The following is a 15,460-nucleotide window of genomic DNA, read 5'->3' on the forward strand; positions in this document are numbered from 1 at the left end:
CGCCATGAGCCTCGACGCGCAATACTTCGCCGACCTGTATGCCGACAGCGATGACCCCTGGGCGTTTCGCACCCGCTGGTACGAACGGCGCAAGCGCGACCTGCTGCTGGCCAGCCTGCCCCGTCAGCGCTATGAGCGCGTGTTCGAGCCGGCCTGTGCCAACGGCGAGCTGAGCGTGCTGCTGGCCGAGCGTTGCGTCAGCTTGCTGTGCCAGGACATCGACCCGACCGCCGTGGGGCTGGCGCGCCAGCGCCTGGGGGCCGCGAACCATGCCCGGGTGGAGCAAGGGCATCTGCCGGGCGACTGGCCAGGCGGGCAGTTCGACCTGATCGTGCTCAGCGAAATCGGCTACTACCTCGACCCCACCGATTGGCTGCAGGTGATCGAGCAGTCGGTGGCCAGCCTCACGGCCGATGGCGCCCTGCTCGCCTGCCACTGGCGCCACCCCATTGCCGGTTGCCCGCAGGACGGCCGCGAGGTTCATGCCCTGCTGGCGAGGCACTTGCCGCTGTATCCGCTGTTGCGTCACGAGGAAGCGGACTTTTTACTCGAGTACTGGACGTGCCAGCCCAGCGTCGTCGACCTGAATGAGCCCTGCCCATGATCGCCGTCATCATACCCGCCCACAACGAGGCCCGGCGCCTGGGGCGCTGCCTCAAGGCGGTCAAGGCTGCAAGTGCGCGAGCCGAGGCGGCAGGCTTAGCGGTAGAGGTGCTGGTGGTGCTGGACCGTTGCAGCGACACCAGTGCGCTCGTGGCCCGACGCCACGGTGTGCATACCCTTGAAGTGGACGCTGGCAATGTCGGCGTCGCCCGGCGTGCAGGCGCAGCATGGATGATCGCCCGCGGCGCCCAATGGCTGGCATGCACCGACGCCGACAGCCGCGTCCCGCAGCACTGGCTGACATCGCAGTTGCAATGGCGCGCCGAGGTGGTGTGCGGCACGGTGCACATCGAGCGCTGGCAACCCTGGCAAAGTATCGCCCTGCGCCGGTTGTACCGCAGCCTTTACCAGGCCCGTGAGGGGCACAGGCATATTCATGGCGCCAACCTCGGTGTGTGCGCCAAGGCCTACGAACGCGTTGGCGGGTTCCAGCCACTGCCGGCCCACGAGGATGTTCAACTGGTGCTGGCCCTGCAAGCCAGCGGGGCGCAGATCGTCTGGACCGCCGAGCACAGCGTGGCGACCAGCAGCCGGCGTGATAGCCGCGCAAAGCAGGGGTTCGGCGACTATCTCAGTGGCCTGGAAGGCCAGGTGTGACCACCTGGCGAGTCTCCACCATCAGGAGGCCTTGCGCGGTCGTTTGGTAGCCGGTTTTGCGCCCTTGGCCTTGCCACCGAGGCTGCGTTTGAGCAGTTCGGTAAGGTCGAGGATATCCGCGCCTTTCTCCGCGCTGGCGCCCTCCCCTTTGTCCACTGTCTCGATCTTGCCCTTGCTGGCTTTCTCTTCCACCAGGTCGAGTATGGTCTGGCGAAATGCGTCGTGGTACTCGTCCGGAGCCCAGGACCCACTCATGTCTTCGACCAGGCGTTTGGCCATGCCCAGTTCGCGCTTGTCGACCTTGGCATCGGTCACGCTCTTGTCCAGTTCCAGGGTTTCAACGCTGCGCACCTCCTCGGGCCAGCGCAGGGTGATCAGCACCAGGGCGTCTTCCAGTGGCCGCAGCAGCGCGAGGTGCTGACGGGTATGCAGCACCACGGTGGCCAGGGCTACCTTGCCGGTGCTCTCCAGCGTATCGCGCAACAGCGCATAGACTTTGCCGCCGCGCCGGTCAGGGCTCAGGTAGTAAGGTGTGTCAAAGTGCTGAAGCGGAATCTCTCCAGCCTTCACGAACGAGAAAATATCGATGGTCTGGGTCGCTTCAGGGCGAGCATCGCGAATTTCCTGCTCACTGATCACCACGTAGCGGCCCTTCTCGTACTCCACGCCCTTGACGATGTTGTCCTTGTCGATTTCCTTGCCGGTTACCTTGTTCACCCGCTTGTAGCCCACCGGCTCCATGCTGCGCTTGTCGAGCCAGTCAAAATCCACCCGCTCGGAGCTCACCGCAACGTTGAGCGAAACCGGGATGTGCACCAGCCCGAAACTGATCGCGCCTTTCCAGATAGCCCGCGCCATGTCTACCTCCTATGGGTTAGCAGCGAACGAAGCCCTTACTAAACCTGACTGACGACGGGTGCGAAGGTTTAGTTTGGTTGCACGACGCCAACGGGGGCCTGCAATGCCGGATAAACTGACCCGATTGCAAGCAGCCGAACCGTCAGAGGGAGACCAGCCGCCGAGCATCCCTTCGCACGGCTTGAGGGGGCACCCCAAAACCACGGATGAACACCTCCCGCATATGCCGGCGGTCCCTGAAGCCGGTCTCCCTGGCCACCACATCCAGGCTGTGCAGGCTCTGCTCGATCATCAGCCGGGCAGCCTCCAGCCGCAGGCTCTCGACAGCCTTGGCCGGTGACTGGCCGGTCTCGGCGGTGAACACGCGGGTGAATTGCCGTGGGCTCAGGTGCACCACTTCAGCAAGCTCTTCCACGCTCAATGGGCGGCTGAGGTGCTTGCGGGCGTAATCCAGCGCGCTCTGGATACGGTCCGACTTGGGCGAGAGCGTCAACAGTTCGGAGTGTTGCGACTGCCCGCCAGATCGGCGTTGGTGCATGACCATCTTGTGCGCCACCGACCTGGCCATTTCGCTGCCCAAGTCCTTTTCCACCATACCCAGCGCCATGTCCAGGGCGGCAGTCATGCCGGCAGACGTCCAGATCGGCCCATCGACGATGTAAATCCGGTCTTCCTCGACGTCGATTTTCGGGTGCAGCTCTCGCAACTTGTTCGCATAAGCCCAGTGAGTGGTCGCGCGCCGACCATCCAGTACGCCGGCTTGCGCCAGCACAAAACAGCCGGTGCAAAGGCCAGCTGTACGGCGCGCACCGTCGACAAAGCCCCGCACGCTGGCGAGCACCTCCTCGCTGGGGGGCGTCAGAGGCGTCAGCGTGCCGGTGACCATCCAGGTGTCGGCCAGCCCCGGCGCCCCCACGGGCAGCGTGTCGACATGCATCCCCAGTGACGAGCACACCGTGCCGCCATCGATGGAAAAGTTCTGGACCCTGTAAACCGCTTCGCCCGCCATGATGTTCGTAAGCTCGAACACGGTTTGCGTCGCCAGGGACATGATCTGGAAGCCTTCGGTGATGAGGTAGCCGACCCGGTGCATCGCTGATGCCCTCTGTGCAATGTCCTAAAACAGCACTATATGCGTCGTTTGAGACAAAGACCACCTGCTGCATGATGGCCCCACACCCAACCAACGGAGCATCAGCATGACGCAGCAATTCAAGGGCACCGCGCTCATTACGGGCGCCTCATCCGGTATCGGTTCGATCTACGCGGAGCACTTGGCCCGTCGCGGCTATGACCTGGTGCTGGTGGCACGCGACCGGGAGCGCCTCAACGCATTGGCTGGCCGGCTTACCACCGAAACCCGGCAGAACGTCGAAGTATTCCCGGCAGACCTGGCCAACGCCGATGACCTGGCCAAGGTAGAACGCAAACTGCGCGAAGACGCCAGCATCAGCCTGCTGGTGAACAACGCCGGTATCGGTACCCATACCGGGCTGCTGGAAAGCGACGTTGAGCGCATGGCGCACATGATCACCCTCAACGTCACCGCCCTCACCCGCCTTACCTATGCAGCTGTCCCCGGCTTTGTCGCTCGCAAGCAAGGCGCGGTCATCAATATCTCGTCCGTCGTCAGCCTGGCACCCGAACTGCTCAACGGCGTGTACGGTGGTAGCAAGGCCTACGTCACCGCGTTCACCCAGTCGCTGAACAAGGAACTGGCGGGTACAGGCATCCAGGTTCAGGCAGTACTGCCCGGGGCCACCGCGACCGATTTCTGGCAGACCGGCGGTTTGCCCGTCGAGAACCTGGACCCAGGCATCGTGATGTCTGCCCAGGACCTGGTAAACGGTGCCCTGCAGGACTTCGACAACGGCGTGCTGATCTCCCTGCCGTCGCTGCACGACCTGCAAGCCTTCGACCACTTTGAGGCCAGCCGGCAAGCCTTGTTCGGCCAGCTGTCCAGCAACCGGCTGGCGCAGCGCTACAGCGCCAGGTGATCAGCAGCGAAAGGAACGTAGTCGAGAATGTGTGGGGCGACCAGGCCAGATCACGGGCGCTTCACACCATTTTCACTGCAAGCGAGAAAGTCTTACTCCACCCAGGCTGTTTTTTGAGTGAATCGAAACGAATAGTCTGAACCCACTTTTCGCATCCCCAAGAGGCAACGCTAATGAAGGCAGTCGTTTACACCCAGCCCGGTCTACCGATCCACGACCCACAATCGCTGTATGACGCGCAGCTGCCCACGCCAAAACCGGGGGCCCGTGACCTGCTTGTGGAAGTCCGGGCAATTGCCGTCAACCCGGTTGATACCAAGATCCGTGCAAGCCGCGGTGGTGAACAACCACAAGTGCTCGGCTGGGACGCTGTCGGCGTCGTCCGCGAGGTGGGGCCACAGGTTACGTTGTTCCAACCGGGCGACGAGGTTTTCTACGCCGGTGCCATTGACCGCCCAGGCAGCTACAGCGAGCTTCACGTGGTGGATGAACGCATTGTCGGGCCTAAGCCCCGCAGCCTGGACAACGCTAGCGCCGCGGCCTTGCCGCTCACCTCCATTACGGCCTGGGAGCTGCTGTTCGACCGCCTGGGGGTTGAAGAAAACGGTGGCAAGCAGCAAAGCCTTCTGGTGGTCGGTGCTGCCGGCGGGGTTGGTTCGATCCTGGTTCAACTTGCCCGCAAGCTGACACAGCTCACAGTCATTGGCACCGCCTCACGGCCCGAGACCCAAGCCTGGGTGCAGCAAGCGGGAGCCCACCATGTGATCGACCACTCCGAATCGATTCCACATCAGTTGGAAGCGCTCAAGCTGGGGCCGGTCGACTACGTCATCAGCCTGACCCATACCGACACCTATCTTGCGCAACTGGTGGAAGTGCTGCGGCCACAAGGCAAGCTCGCGCTGATCGACGACCCCGCGCAACTGGATGTGATGCCGCTCAAGCGCAAGTCGCTTTCACTGCACTGGGAGCTGATGTTCACGCGCTCGCTGTACAAGACCGAAGACATGATCAAGCAGCACCAACTGCTTGAGCGCGTTTCGCGGCTGGTCGATGATGGCACGCTCAAGACGACCCTGGGCGAGCACTACGGCACGATCAACGCCGAGAACCTCAAGCGCGCCCATGCCATGATCGAGAGTGGCAAAGCACGCGGCAAGATCGTGCTGGAAGGGTTCTGAAGCCCGAGATCAGGCGCCCGACGGCCAAAAGTGACATGGTAAGTCCCGACGTTCGGGTGCCTTCAACTGGCCAATAGTTCTCTGCGGACGATTTCTGCACCCGCACTCAACGCTCTGAGCTTGCCGCTGGCGACCCTACGCGGTAAGGGCGCCATGCCACAGTTGGTGCAAGGATAGAGCTTGTCTGCCTCTACAAATTGCAGGGCCTTGCGCAGGGTATTGGCTACTTCCTCGGGGGTTTCAATGGTGTGGCTGGCCACGTCGATCGCGCCGACCATCACCTTCTTGCCTCGGATCAGCTCAAGCAGGTCCATGGGTACATGGGAGTTGTGGCATTCCAGCGAAATGATATCGATGCTGGACTTCTGCAGCTTGGGGAAGGCTTCTTCATATTGCCGCCACTCTGATCCCAAGGTCTTTTTCCAGTCCGTGTTGGCTTTGATGCCGTAGCCGTAGCAGATATGCACAGCGGTTTCACACTTGAGGCCTTCGATGGCCCTTTCCAAAGTGGCGACCCCCCAGTCATTCACCTCATCAAAGAAGACGTTGAAAGCGGGCTCATCGAACTGGATGATGTCAACACCGGCAGCCTCCAGCTCCCGGGCTTCCTGGTTGAGGATTTTGGCAAATTCCCAAGCCAGTTTTTCACGGCTTTTGTAATGGCTGTCATACAGCGTATCGATCATGGTCATGGGGCCTGGCAGCGCCCACTTGATGGGCTGACTGGTCTGCTGGCGCAGGAACCTGGCATCGTCGACAAAGACCGGGTTTTTCCGTGCAACGGCACCCACCACCGTCGGTACGCTGGCATCATAACGATCACGGATCCTGACGGTTTCACGGTTCTCGAAATCGACGCCGCTCAAGTGCTCAATGAAGGTCGTCACAAAATGTTGGCGCGTTTGCTCACCATCACTGACGATATCAATGCCGGCGTTTTGCTGCTCTTGCAATGACAAGCGCAGGGCATCCTGTTTGCCTTCGATCAACGCCTCATCCTGCAATTTCCAGGGTGACCAGAGCGTTTCGGGTTCTGCGAGCCAGGAGGGTTTAGGCAAACTGCCGGCAGTCGAAGTGGGTAACAGCTTTTTCACGAGGTAAGACCTTATATAAGTTAATCAGCAGGCGTAATTGGCGGACCACTGCTCAAGCATCGCGTGGTGCGGTTTGATAAAGTGCTCCTCCACAAAATGCCCCTGCTCGATGGCCAACCGGCTACGCTCCTCCCGGTCATAAACAATACGGGTCAGCGAGTAATCCTGATGCTGCAAGCTGGGGTGATAGCACTTCCCTGCGGCAGAATTTGCATTGTAGATTTCGGGACGATAGATTTTCTGGAACGTGTCCATGGTGCTGATGGTGCTGATCAACTCAAGGTTGGTGTAGTCACTGAGCAAATCGCCCGAAAAATAGAAGGCCAACGGTGCAGCACTGTTGGGCGGCATGAAATAACGCACCTTCAAGCCCATCTTCTCGAAATAAGTATCCGTCAAGGAGTACTCATCCTGCTGATATTCAAAGCCCAATACAGGATGCTGATTATCCGTTCGATGGTAGGTCTTGCTGCTGGAAACACTCAGGCAGATAACCGGAGGCTTGTCGAAGTGCTGCTTGTACGTGCTTGAGTTCACGAAGCGCTTGAACAGCTTGCCGTGCAGCTCTCCGAAATGGTCTGGCGTGCTGAACACAGGCTGGTTGGCATTGTGCCCCGGCAGCAGTACGCTGAAATCGTAATCGCGCACGTAGGAAGAAAAATTATTCCCTACCATGCCCGCGATGCGCTCGCCGGTTTGTCGGTCGATAATAGTCGTTTTCAATATTTCAATCAGCGGCAGCGCCTGATCGCCGCCCTCGGCATCGATACTCATCTCGACAGAAATGATGTCAAGTTCGACGGCGTAGCGGTCGCCTTTGGGGTTATCCCAATGCGCCAGGGCGTTGAAGCGGTTATCTATCATCCCCAAGGTGCTGCGCAAGTTCTCTTGCCGGCTCGCGCCCCTCGCCAGGTTGGCGAAGTTGGTAGTAATACGGGTGTTTTCGGACGGGTGATAGTGCTCGTCGAAGCGAGTGCTCTTGATGGAAAACTTGAAGTCTTTATTCGTCATGACCGGGAGCCTGCTCAAATATCCATATTCTCTGTAATTGGCCGGTATTTTAGGTTGGGGGCATGACCGAGGGAACTGAATTGATTTCACAGAACCTTTAGCCATGCTCATGACGCGCCCGGGCGATAATGCGAAGATTCGCCGGGTTAATGTGTGCCCTACCACCACTCGATGATCGCCGCGCGTCAAACGGCGCTCAGGCATCGTTGCCATCGCCGCCAGGCTCCCGCGCCGGCGCGGCAAGGGGCCAGACGGTCATGGCGAATCGCCTTGAGAGGGCTATCGTTGCTTGTCTGGGCAACGACTACCGAGCGAGGGGCGCAGCCATGAATACCAGTGATCTACTCGAACAGTTGCTGCGCGCCGGGCAAGGCTCGCAAGCGCGTCAAGGCAGCGGCGGCATGTCATGGCGAGACGGCCTGGGCGGGTTGGGCGGCTTGCTGGGTGGCCTGTTGGGTGGCCGTGCTGGCAGCGGCACGGGCGGCTTGCCCCAAGGGCGCTCTGCGGGCGGCACCAATTTCGCAGCCCTGGCGTCGTTGGGGATGATGGCGTTCCAGGCCTATCAAAGCTGGCAGCGCAGCCAGGCGACAGCCCCGCAACAGGCGGTGCGTACTGTCGATCAGTTGTCCGGCCCCGAGGCCGAGGACCACAGCCATGCCATCTTGCGCGCGCTGATTGCGGCAGCCAAGGCAGACGGCCGCATCGACCAGCAGGAAGAGCAACTGATTTACGCTGAAATCAAACGTCAAACCAGCGATCCACAGCTACAACAATGGCTGGATGAAGAAGTCAGCAAGCCGCTCGATGTTGCCGAGGTGGCCCAGTCGGCACGGGACCCGGCCATGGCAGCAGAAATGTACCTGGCCAGCGTGATGCTGGTGGATGACCAGCAGGACGCCGAGCGGGCCTACCTTGACGAACTGGCCAGCGCACTGCAAATCGACCCGGCATTGCAGGTGCATCTGGAACAGCAAGCCAAGGCAGGTGCCTGAACGGGCTGTCAATTTACCCAGTGCAAACCAGACGTCTGAGGGACTGCGAAAAAGCTGTCGGTCAGTCGTGGCCTCAGCCTGGAGCCTACGTACCTCAGAAGTTGTATTTGATGCCCGTCATGATGTTTCTTGGAGCACCGTACATACCGTGGTCGCCGGCATAGCTGAGGTATTCGCGGTCGAACACGTTGTTCAGGTTGACTGACGCACTCAGATGCTGGTTGAAGTCGTAGCGCGCCAAGAGGTTGGTGACGGCATAGCTGCCCTGAGTGAAGGTGTGCAGGTCGGCACCGGTTTTGCTCTGCCAGTTCACACCGCCGCCGAGGGTGACCTTGTTCAGAATTCCCGGCAGCCGGTAGCTGGTGAACGTCTTGAGACTGTGACGAGGCAGGGTGGTAACGATGCGCTGGTCGTCAGCGTCGGTGCTGACCGCATAGGCATAACCTGCGGATGCCTGCCAGCCTTCGGCCAGTTCACCGTCCAGGGTGAACTCAGCGCCCTTGGTGGTGGTGCCCTGTTCTGACTTGTACGTGTTGCCGCCTGGGGTATCGATCCAGATGGCCAGGTTGTCCTGCTCGATCTTGAACAGCGCGACGCTGGAGTTCAGCTTGCCGTCAAAGTGGCTGCCTTTGACCCCGACTTCATAACCCGTGCCTTCCATGGGATCCAGGGGTTTGTTGTTGATGTCGCGAACCCAGGACGACTGAGGGTTGAAGATTTTCGTGTAGCTGGCATACAGCGACCACGTGTCGTTGACGTCATACACCACGCCGGCATAGGGAATGTAGACGCCGGTTTCCGATTCCTTGGTCTTGGTTTTTTCTGCGTTGTAGGGCTTATCCTCGATGTCACGGTGCCAGTCGATCACGCGGCTACCCAGCAAGACACTGAGATCGTCGGTGACGTGCAGTCGCGTGGCGAGGTAGGCGGCGTATTGGGTTTCGTCGGCAGTGGATTTGCCCGTGACGTCGAACTCCGGTTTGACCGAGCCGCCGTTCCAGTTCAGCAAGTTGTCGATCGCGCCAGCCGGCGAGCCGGAATAGTCGTATTTCCAGCCGCCGTAGCTGGGCACGTTCTCGTAGTAGTTGGACAAGGTCACACCGGCGATCAACTCGTGTTCGCGGCCCAACAGCCCGAACGGGCCGGTCAGGTAGGCATCGATGTTGTTCTGGCGCGGGATCCCGGAGAAGCGCACCGGCAACTGCGTGGTGCCGCTTCCGTCCGGGCTAAGGCTACCGTTGACGTAGTTGAAGACCTCGTCAAACTTGTTTTCGGAGTGGGTCAGCTCGATCTTCCCGCTCCAGCCATTGGCGAACTGCTGCTCGATCGAGGTGAAAAAGCTGGTTTGTTCATGGTCGTTGTAAGACCACGTCTGAGCCGAATTGAGCGAGCGTTTGAGGTGGGTGCGAGACCCGTCGGTAAAGCGCGTCGGCAGACCGGAGCGCATGGGCGAGTCAACGTCTGTACGTTGGTAACTGAAGCCCATCGTCAGCAAGGTGTCTTCAGTCAGGTCGAACTCGGTAATGCCGTAGATCAGCTGCGAGTCCTGCTTGTAGCGGTCGACCCATGATTGCTCGGTCTTGAAGTCGGCGACCAGGCGACCGCGTACGTTGCCGGTTTCAGTCAGCGGGCCAGATACATCAAAGCCGGTTCCGTAGCGGTCCCAGTTACCGGCTTCTGCGGTGACGCTGGCCTGAGCCTCGAAGGTCGGACGCTTGCGGATCAGGTTGATCGTCGCTGAAGGGCTGCCCAGGCCGCTGATCAGGCCGGTAGCACCGCGCACCACCTCCACCCGGTCATACATGGCCATGCTCTGGGTGTAATTGTCCATGCGCTTGACGGTGGGCACACCATCGATTTCAAAGTTCTGAATCTCGAAGCCGCGCGAGAAGTAACCATCGGATTCCGCACCCAGCCCGTCGCGTAACACAATGATGCCCGGTGTGGCATCGAGGGTATCGCTGAGATTGGTCAGGCGCTGGTCATCCAGGCGCTGGCGGGTCATGACGGTCAGCGACTGCGGGGTTTCCTTGGGGGTCAGGTTCAGGCGGGTCGAACTGCTGGATGAGTAGGCGGTGTAGAGCCCGGTACCTTCTGTCGTCGACCCGGGCGCCTTGCCCGAGATCGAAATGCTTTGGAGCTCCAGCGCGGTAGAGGCCGGCGCTCGCTGGAGGGTGTATCGCCCATCCGGCTGGCGCACCGCAATCAGTTGGCTGCCCGCAAGCAGCGCCTGTAACGCACCGTCGATCGTGTAATCACCATTCAAGCCGGGGCTGTTTTGCCCCGCAATCAAGTCATTGGGAAACGACAACAACAAATGGGCTTGCTGGCCCAGTTGATTGAGCGCAGTGCCCAGGGGCGCTGCGGGGATTTCGTAGTGTTGCACGGTGCTATCGGCGGCTGCCCACACTGGCGATGAAGTGGCAATCAGAACCGCTGCGGCGCAACCCAGGGTGCTGGCGAGCGGGGTTGCGTAGCACGACGAAATACGGCGGTGATGCATGTGAAGTTCCCCGATGTTTTTTGATGTATGGCCTATGAGTCTCGCCAAAAATCAAAACGGCTCATCAAGGATGAAAAAACTTCAAACGTTAGCTGGCGAGGGGCGCAAGTTGACCCACAGGCGAGTGAAACGCTGTACATCCAGTTTAAGCGTCTGGGCGACGGCATCGATGATTCGATCACTGTCTGCCAACGGGTAGGTGCCCCATACTCGCAGATTGGCCAAGGCGGCGTCGCAGCCAAGATAGCCATGACGATACCGCCCAAGTTCGTCGAGAAACGCCTGAAGCGGTTGGCCGTTGGCGACGATCATACCTTCGGCCCAGGCGGGAGCGGATGCTTGCATGACACCCAGATCGAGCATCTCAAGCGGCCCGAAACGCGCCACCTGCCCGGCGTGCAGGGCAGTCCAGGTGCTGGCTTGAGTCGGGATCACCTGAAGCGCGCCGCGATAAACTGCCAACTGGGTTGAGCCATTGTCGAACTGACGTATCGTGAAACGCGCCGAGGACGCTTGCGTGCGAACCTGAGCGGTATCGATAAACACCGCCGGGTTCAAGGCAGTGTCGATCAAGGCCTCGCCGCTGATTAAGCGAAGGTGCCAACCACGGTCAGTGGCGCGAGCATTTATCGCACTATGGGTATTGAGTTCCAACGACAGATCCGAGGCCAGTGCAACACGTCGCTGCTCGCCCACCCCCGTGGTGTAATCGGCACCCATGCGCGACACCAATTCGCTGTCTCGGCTCAACCATGCGCCGGTGCCCACAGCCAGCAGCAAGGCCAGGCCTTTTATTGTCTGACGCCTGCTCAGCCCTTCCTGGGAAGGGCGCAACAGGGCCTGGCGGGCAAGGCCTGGATCGCCTCGGGTGCGTAATGCGTCGAGTTGCGCCCCCAGCGCCAAGGCTTTTTCCCAGGCCAGCTCATGCAAGGGGTTTTCACGGCGCCATGCCATGAAAGCGGCCTGTGCGGATGAATCGAAATCGGCCTCCTGCATATCGAGCCACCACTCCATCGCCTCCTCACACATTTTCGGCGATAGCGTTGGTTCTCGGATAAAGGCGTTCCCGGTGCTAGTCATCGCAGTGATTCCGTCACCAGCATGCATTGCGCACCCGCCTTGATGATATGGCGTTTGACGGTAGCGATTGAAATACACAGCCGCTCGGCAATTTCTGCGTGGCTGAGCCCATCCAGTTGTGACCAGAGAAACGCTTTTTTGACGGCGACGTCCTGTTTGCACAGTGCTTCGTCGAGCCGAACCAGCGTCTCGAAAATGATCAACTGGGTCGCCAAGTCCGGCAGTACGCTTTCGTCTTCCGTCTGGAGCGCATCCAGATAGGCTTTTTCCAAGCGTGCGCGGCGGTAGTGGTTGGACAGGACACTGCGGGCCACCTTGGCCAGGAAAGGCCGAGGCTGGCGGACTTCAATCACCTCGTTACTGGCCAACAGACGCATGAAGGTGTCCTGCATCAAATCAGCAGCGCGGTGTGAGCAGCTCAACTGCCGATACAGCCAGCTGCGCAGCCAGCGGTGTTGCTGTTCGTACAGAGCAGTGAACTGAGCGGTATCGACGGATGCCATTGGCGGCCACAAGAACGATGCAAATGAGACTTAGTATCATATTTGACTAATCGGGTGCCGACAAGAACGTAAAAGGGCGCCGCGTAAGGCTGGTCGGATGAATAAGGACTGAAACCGATGCGCCCAGTTTCTGCATTGCGGGGGTTGCCATATACATATGGAAATACGTATATTCGGCTTTCCATATGTATTGGTGCCGCGATGATCACTCCGCCCGATGTCTTCAAATGCCTGGCTGACGAAACCCGCGCTCGCGCCACCCTGCTCATCGCCAGCCTGGGAGAGCTTTGTGTGTGCGAACTGATGTGCGCGTTGGGCGACAGCCAGCCGAAAATCAGCCGCCATCTGGCGCAGCTGCGCAGCAATGGCATGTTGCTGGACCGGCGCCAGGGCCAGTGGGTGTATTACCGCCTTAATCCGGCGCTGCCCGCCTGGGTTCACGAGATGCTGCAGGTCACCTTGCAGGCCAATTCGCAGTGGTTGGCCGACAACACACTTCGGCTCAAGTGCATGGACGACCGCCCCGTTCGCGACGCCGCCTGTTGTTGATCACCCTTTCGGCCCTGGCACTGCGCCGGCGCCCCTGACGTCCGCCACGAAGCAAAGGAGCCCTCCATGCGAGTCCTGTTCATGTGCACGGCCAACAGCTGCCGCAGCATCCTTTCTGAAGCGCTGTTCAACCACCTTGCCCCGGCAGGTTTCGAAGCGATCAGTTCAGGCAGCTTCCCCAAGGGGCAAGTATTGCCCCGTAGCCTGAGCACGCTGGAGCAGGCCGGTATTTCGACTGCTGGCCTGAGTAGCAAGGGCAACGACGCATTCGAGGGCAACCCGCCAGACATCGTCATTACCGTCTGCGACAGGGCCGCCGGCGAAGCCTGCTCGGTGTATTTCGGACCCGCGCTGAAGTCGCACTGGGGGCTGGAAGACCCGTCGGATGTGGTGGGTGACGAGGCGCGAGTCGACGCGGCCTTCCAGGCCACGCTGGCCCACATCGAATCGCGCTGCCGAGCCTTCTTCGCCCTTCCATTCGCTATCCTCGACCGTGATCAGCTCAAGCACGCGCTGGATCGCATCGGCACGCAATAAGCAGGAGTAAAAAATGTCCGATCATCTCCCCAACCTCGACCTCGCGTTGTTCGATCTGCCCCCAACGGCAACCGTTGCCAGCGAGCACAAACCACGCATCCTGCTGCTGTATGGGTCTACCCGCGAACGCTCTTTCAGCCGCTTGCTGGTAGTGGAAGCTGCGCGCCTGCTGGAGCACTTCGGCGCCGAGACCAGAACCTTCGACCCTTCTGGCCTGCCGCTGCCTGACGATGCGCCAGTCGAACACCCCAAGGTGCAGGAATTGCGCGAGCTGGTGCAATGGTCGGAGGGCCAGGTCTGGTGCTCGCCGGAGCGCCATGGGGCGATGTCTGCAGTGTTCAAGGCGCAGATCGACTGGGTGCCCCTGGCGATGGGCGCCGTTCGCCCCACCCAGGGCAAGACCCTGGCGGTGATGCAGGTGTGTGGTGGCTCGCAGTCGTTCAACGTCGTCAACCAGCTGCGGGTGCTTGGCCGCTGGATGCGGATGTTCACTGTGCCGAACCAGTCTTCCGTACCCAAGGCCTACCTGGAATTCGATGAGGCTGGCCGCATGAAACCCTCGCCGTACTACGACCGCGTGGTGGATGTGATGGAGGAGTTGGTGAAGTTCACCGTGCTGCTACGCGACCGTCAGGATTACCTGGTGGACCGCTATTCGGAGCGCAAGGAAACCGCGGAGCAGCTAGCTGCCCGCGTCAATCAGCGATCGATCTGAAGCGGCTGCAGGGCCCGCTTGCACCAGGATGGCTAGCCCACCCTGGTGCGCTTTCTTTAGCGACGATCAGCGGTCTTGGTCACGCTGCGGGTTATCGCGTTGCGATTGCTGGCCGCCCATGCGGTCTTTATCCGCCTGGTTCTGCTGGTCGGTTACATTGTCTTCAGGCCGGCCGCCTTTGCTACCGGTATCACTGGAACGGTCCCAGTCCTTGTTCATCTTGTCTTCGGGCTTCTGCCCTGGCTGGTTATGACCCGGTTGTTGCCGGTTCGGCATGCCACCGCCCGAGCCTTGACCGCCTTGCTGCCCGGTACCCGCAGTGTTGCTGCCCGCACCGGTGTCAGCATCGCCCTGATTGCCGCCCTTGTCTTGATTATTAGCCATGATCGCTTACCTCAAGTCAGACACAGAAAGGCCTGTGTATTTGTACGACTGCGGCTTTGCTGGCGTGGATGTATTTATTCGCCGCCTTTCGGATAAGCGATACCAAATGCAGCGACTTGATACTGAGCCGCGCTAAATACCGATGTGCTGCAGGACGAAGATCTGGGGAAACAGACACGCCGTGTCTAGGAAAATTGGGGCAATTCATCTGTTTAAGCTGATCTGTAGCGCTGCATGGCTTATCCTTGTGCCTCGCAATCAACTTCGAAGCAGTGAATTGAACAATGGGTTTTGAACAACTAGCTGAGCTACGTGACCGCCTGCGGGCGGAGAAAGTGCAGGAAAAGGCCGAAAGCCCGAAGCCCCCCAAGCGCAAGTCTGCGCCCCAGGCGAAGCCTCGTGAGCAGGACCCGGCGGTAGCGGCGATCTGGCCATTGCAAAAGCATTTTCCACTGGCCTTCCCTGTCAATCCGGCCCCCAAGGTTCCGCTCAAAGAAGGCATCTTCAAAGATGCCGAGCAACACCTGGAGCTGCTTGGCATCACCAGTGAACAGCTCAAGCTGGGTATTTCCACCTGGTGCCGGGGCACCCGTTACTGGGCAAGCATGGTCGAGAACGCCCCGCGCCTGGACTTGAACGGCCAGGTCGCCGGCATTGTGACCGCCACGCAGGCGATCCATGCGAAGCAGCAAGCTGCTCGCCACCGCGGCCAGGACCGACGCAATCGTGCCAAGTCGAAAGCACGTGCTGCGGCCCCCGTTGCCGAGACCGCAGCCGAGCAGACTCCAGACTGAAT

Annotated in this window: 17 protein-coding genes; 9 read left to right on the top strand and 8 right to left on the bottom strand. The window is 60.2% G+C overall.

Going from position 1 to position 15,460, the window contains the following annotated elements:
• The first annotated feature begins 4 nt into the window (after positions 1–4).
• Positions 5–604 (top strand): class I SAM-dependent methyltransferase, encoded by a 600-nt coding sequence (locus SB765_RS15410; RefSeq protein WP_341795857.1) that lies wholly within the window; start codon positions 5–7, stop codon positions 602–604.
• Positions 601–1,260: a glycosyltransferase gene (locus tag SB765_RS15415; protein WP_410910508.1), complete on the top strand. Its 660-nt coding sequence runs from the start codon at positions 601–603 to the stop codon at positions 1,258–1,260. The genes SB765_RS15410 and SB765_RS15415 overlap by 4 nt, the downstream gene beginning before the upstream one ends.
• Before the next feature lie 21 nt (positions 1,261–1,281).
• Here SB765_RS15415 and SB765_RS15420 read toward each other — a convergent pair whose 3' ends face one another.
• Together SB765_RS15420 and SB765_RS15425 are read right to left on the bottom strand one after the other, a co-directional pair.
• Positions 1,282–2,118 (bottom strand): Ku protein, encoded by an 837-nt coding sequence (locus SB765_RS15420; RefSeq protein ID WP_341795859.1) that lies wholly within the window; start codon positions 2,116–2,118, stop codon positions 1,282–1,284.
• Positions 2,119–2,260: 142 nt separating this feature from the next.
• Complete coding sequence (locus SB765_RS15425; protein WP_410931535.1) at positions 2,261–3,211, bottom strand: GlxA family transcriptional regulator; 951 nt, start codon at positions 3,209–3,211, stop codon at positions 2,261–2,263.
• Positions 3,212–3,317: 106 nt separating this feature from the next.
• Between SB765_RS15425 and SB765_RS15430 the strand changes: the two genes are divergently transcribed.
• Entirely contained in the window at positions 3,318–4,115 is a 798-nt protein-coding gene (locus SB765_RS15430; protein WP_341795861.1) for an SDR family NAD(P)-dependent oxidoreductase, read from the top strand.
• A gap of 173 nt (positions 4,116–4,288) precedes the next feature.
• Positions 4,289–5,296 carry a zinc-binding alcohol dehydrogenase family protein gene (locus SB765_RS15435; protein WP_410910505.1) on the top strand — a complete coding sequence of 336 codons (1,008 nt, stop codon included), beginning with the start codon at positions 4,289–4,291 and terminating at the stop codon, positions 5,294–5,296.
• A gap of 62 nt (positions 5,297–5,358) precedes the next feature.
• Here SB765_RS15435 and SB765_RS15440 read toward each other — a convergent pair whose 3' ends face one another.
• Both SB765_RS15440 and SB765_RS15445 read right to left on the bottom strand, forming a co-directional pair.
• Positions 5,359–6,390 (bottom strand): methionine synthase, encoded by a 1,032-nt coding sequence (locus SB765_RS15440; protein WP_410910504.1) that lies wholly within the window; start codon positions 6,388–6,390, stop codon positions 5,359–5,361.
• Positions 6,391–6,414: 24 nt separating this feature from the next.
• A complete protein-coding gene (locus SB765_RS15445; protein ID WP_341795864.1) occupies positions 6,415–7,401 on the bottom strand; it encodes a DUF1852 domain-containing protein in 987 nt (328 codons plus the stop codon).
• Between the two features lie 326 nt (positions 7,402–7,727).
• Here SB765_RS15445 and SB765_RS15450 point away from each other — a divergent pair, with 326 nt between their 5' ends.
• The gene (locus tag SB765_RS15450; protein WP_341795865.1) at positions 7,728–8,393 is read left to right on the top strand and encodes a tellurite resistance TerB family protein; all 666 of its coding nucleotides are present in this window, start codon (positions 7,728–7,730) and stop codon (positions 8,391–8,393) included.
• Positions 8,394–8,487: 94 nt separating this feature from the next.
• On the opposite strand, the gene SB765_RS15455 is transcribed toward SB765_RS15450, so the two are convergent.
• The 3 genes from SB765_RS15455 to SB765_RS15465 form a co-directional block, all read right to left on the bottom strand.
• The gene (locus SB765_RS15455) at positions 8,488–10,896 is read right to left on the bottom strand and encodes a TonB-dependent siderophore receptor (protein WP_410931536.1); all 2,409 of its coding nucleotides are present in this window, start codon (positions 10,894–10,896) and stop codon (positions 8,488–8,490) included.
• Between the two features lie 81 nt (positions 10,897–10,977).
• Positions 10,978–12,003: a FecR domain-containing protein gene (locus tag SB765_RS15460; protein WP_197897558.1), complete on the bottom strand. Its 1,026-nt coding sequence runs from the start codon at positions 12,001–12,003 to the stop codon at positions 10,978–10,980.
• Positions 11,973–12,479, bottom strand: a complete 507-nt coding sequence (locus SB765_RS15465) for a sigma-70 family RNA polymerase sigma factor (RefSeq protein WP_197897557.1) — start codon at positions 12,477–12,479, stop codon at positions 11,973–11,975. The genes SB765_RS15460 and SB765_RS15465 overlap by 31 nt, the downstream gene beginning before the upstream one ends.
• Before the next feature lie 201 nt (positions 12,480–12,680).
• Between SB765_RS15465 and SB765_RS15470 the strand changes: the two genes are divergently transcribed.
• The 3 genes from SB765_RS15470 (at position 12,681) to arsH (ending at position 14,280) form a co-directional block, all read left to right on the top strand.
• On the top strand, positions 12,681–13,028 hold the full coding sequence (locus SB765_RS15470) for a metalloregulator ArsR/SmtB family transcription factor (protein ID WP_049277060.1): 348 nt from the start codon (positions 12,681–12,683) through the stop codon (positions 13,026–13,028).
• 66 nt (positions 13,029–13,094) lie between these two features.
• On the top strand, positions 13,095–13,565 hold the full coding sequence (locus tag SB765_RS15475; protein WP_341795868.1) for an arsenate reductase ArsC: 471 nt from the start codon (positions 13,095–13,097) through the stop codon (positions 13,563–13,565).
• A gap of 13 nt (positions 13,566–13,578) precedes the next feature.
• Positions 13,579–14,280: an arsenical resistance protein ArsH gene (gene arsH, locus SB765_RS15480; protein ID WP_341795869.1), complete on the top strand. Its 702-nt coding sequence runs from the start codon at positions 13,579–13,581 to the stop codon at positions 14,278–14,280.
• A 66-nt stretch (positions 14,281–14,346) separates the two neighbouring features.
• Here arsH and SB765_RS15485 read toward each other — a convergent pair whose 3' ends face one another.
• The gene (locus SB765_RS15485) at positions 14,347–14,664 is read right to left on the bottom strand and encodes a hypothetical protein (RefSeq protein ID WP_341795870.1); all 318 of its coding nucleotides are present in this window, start codon (positions 14,662–14,664) and stop codon (positions 14,347–14,349) included.
• A gap of 284 nt (positions 14,665–14,948) precedes the next feature.
• Here SB765_RS15485 and SB765_RS15490 point away from each other — a divergent pair, with 284 nt between their 5' ends.
• Positions 14,949–15,458 carry a ProQ/FinO family protein gene (locus tag SB765_RS15490; RefSeq protein WP_341795871.1) on the top strand — a complete coding sequence of 170 codons (510 nt, stop codon included), beginning with the start codon at positions 14,949–14,951 and terminating at the stop codon, positions 15,456–15,458.
• The last annotated feature ends 2 nt before the right edge of the window (positions 15,459–15,460 follow it).

It is taken from the genome of Pseudomonas sp. SIMBA_067 (assembly GCF_046534675.1).
GTDB lineage: Bacteria > Pseudomonadota > Gammaproteobacteria > Pseudomonadales > Pseudomonadaceae > Aquipseudomonas > Aquipseudomonas putida.

Excerpts from the sequence above, each read along its gene's own strand:
- SB765_RS15490 (WP_341795871.1), top strand. The coding sequence starts at position 14,949 with ATGGGTTTTGAACAACTAGCTGAGCTACGTGACCGCCTGCGGGCGGAG.
- SB765_RS15460 (WP_197897558.1), bottom strand. The coding sequence starts at position 12,003 with ATGCATGCTGGTGACGGAATCACTGCGATGACTAGCACCGGGAACGCC.
- SB765_RS15415 (WP_410910508.1), top strand. The coding sequence starts at position 601 with ATGATCGCCGTCATCATACCCGCCCACAACGAGGCCCGGCGCCTGGGG.
- SB765_RS15420 (WP_341795859.1), bottom strand. The coding sequence starts at position 2,118 with ATGGCGCGGGCTATCTGGAAAGGCGCGATCAGTTTCGGGCTGGTGCAC.
- SB765_RS15485 (WP_341795870.1), bottom strand. The coding sequence starts at position 14,664 with ATGGCTAATAATCAAGACAAGGGCGGCAATCAGGGCGATGCTGACACC.
- SB765_RS15430 (WP_341795861.1), top strand. The coding sequence starts at position 3,318 with ATGACGCAGCAATTCAAGGGCACCGCGCTCATTACGGGCGCCTCATCC.
- SB765_RS15445 (WP_341795864.1), bottom strand. The coding sequence starts at position 7,401 with ATGACGAATAAAGACTTCAAGTTTTCCATCAAGAGCACTCGCTTCGAC.
- SB765_RS15410 (WP_341795857.1), top strand. The coding sequence starts at position 5 with ATGAGCCTCGACGCGCAATACTTCGCCGACCTGTATGCCGACAGCGAT.
- SB765_RS15465 (WP_197897557.1), bottom strand. The coding sequence starts at position 12,479 with ATGGCATCCGTCGATACCGCTCAGTTCACTGCTCTGTACGAACAGCAA.
- arsH (WP_341795869.1), top strand. The coding sequence starts at position 13,579 with ATGTCCGATCATCTCCCCAACCTCGACCTCGCGTTGTTCGATCTGCCC.
- SB765_RS15475 (WP_341795868.1), top strand. The coding sequence starts at position 13,095 with ATGCGAGTCCTGTTCATGTGCACGGCCAACAGCTGCCGCAGCATCCTT.
- SB765_RS15450 (WP_341795865.1), top strand. The coding sequence starts at position 7,728 with ATGAATACCAGTGATCTACTCGAACAGTTGCTGCGCGCCGGGCAAGGC.
- SB765_RS15455 (WP_410931536.1), bottom strand. The coding sequence starts at position 10,896 with ATGCATCACCGCCGTATTTCGTCGTGCTACGCAACCCCGCTCGCCAGC.
- SB765_RS15435 (WP_410910505.1), top strand. The coding sequence starts at position 4,289 with ATGAAGGCAGTCGTTTACACCCAGCCCGGTCTACCGATCCACGACCCA.
- SB765_RS15425 (WP_410931535.1), bottom strand. The coding sequence starts at position 3,211 with ATGCACCGGGTCGGCTACCTCATCACCGAAGGCTTCCAGATCATGTCC.
- SB765_RS15470 (WP_049277060.1), top strand. The coding sequence starts at position 12,681 with ATGATCACTCCGCCCGATGTCTTCAAATGCCTGGCTGACGAAACCCGC.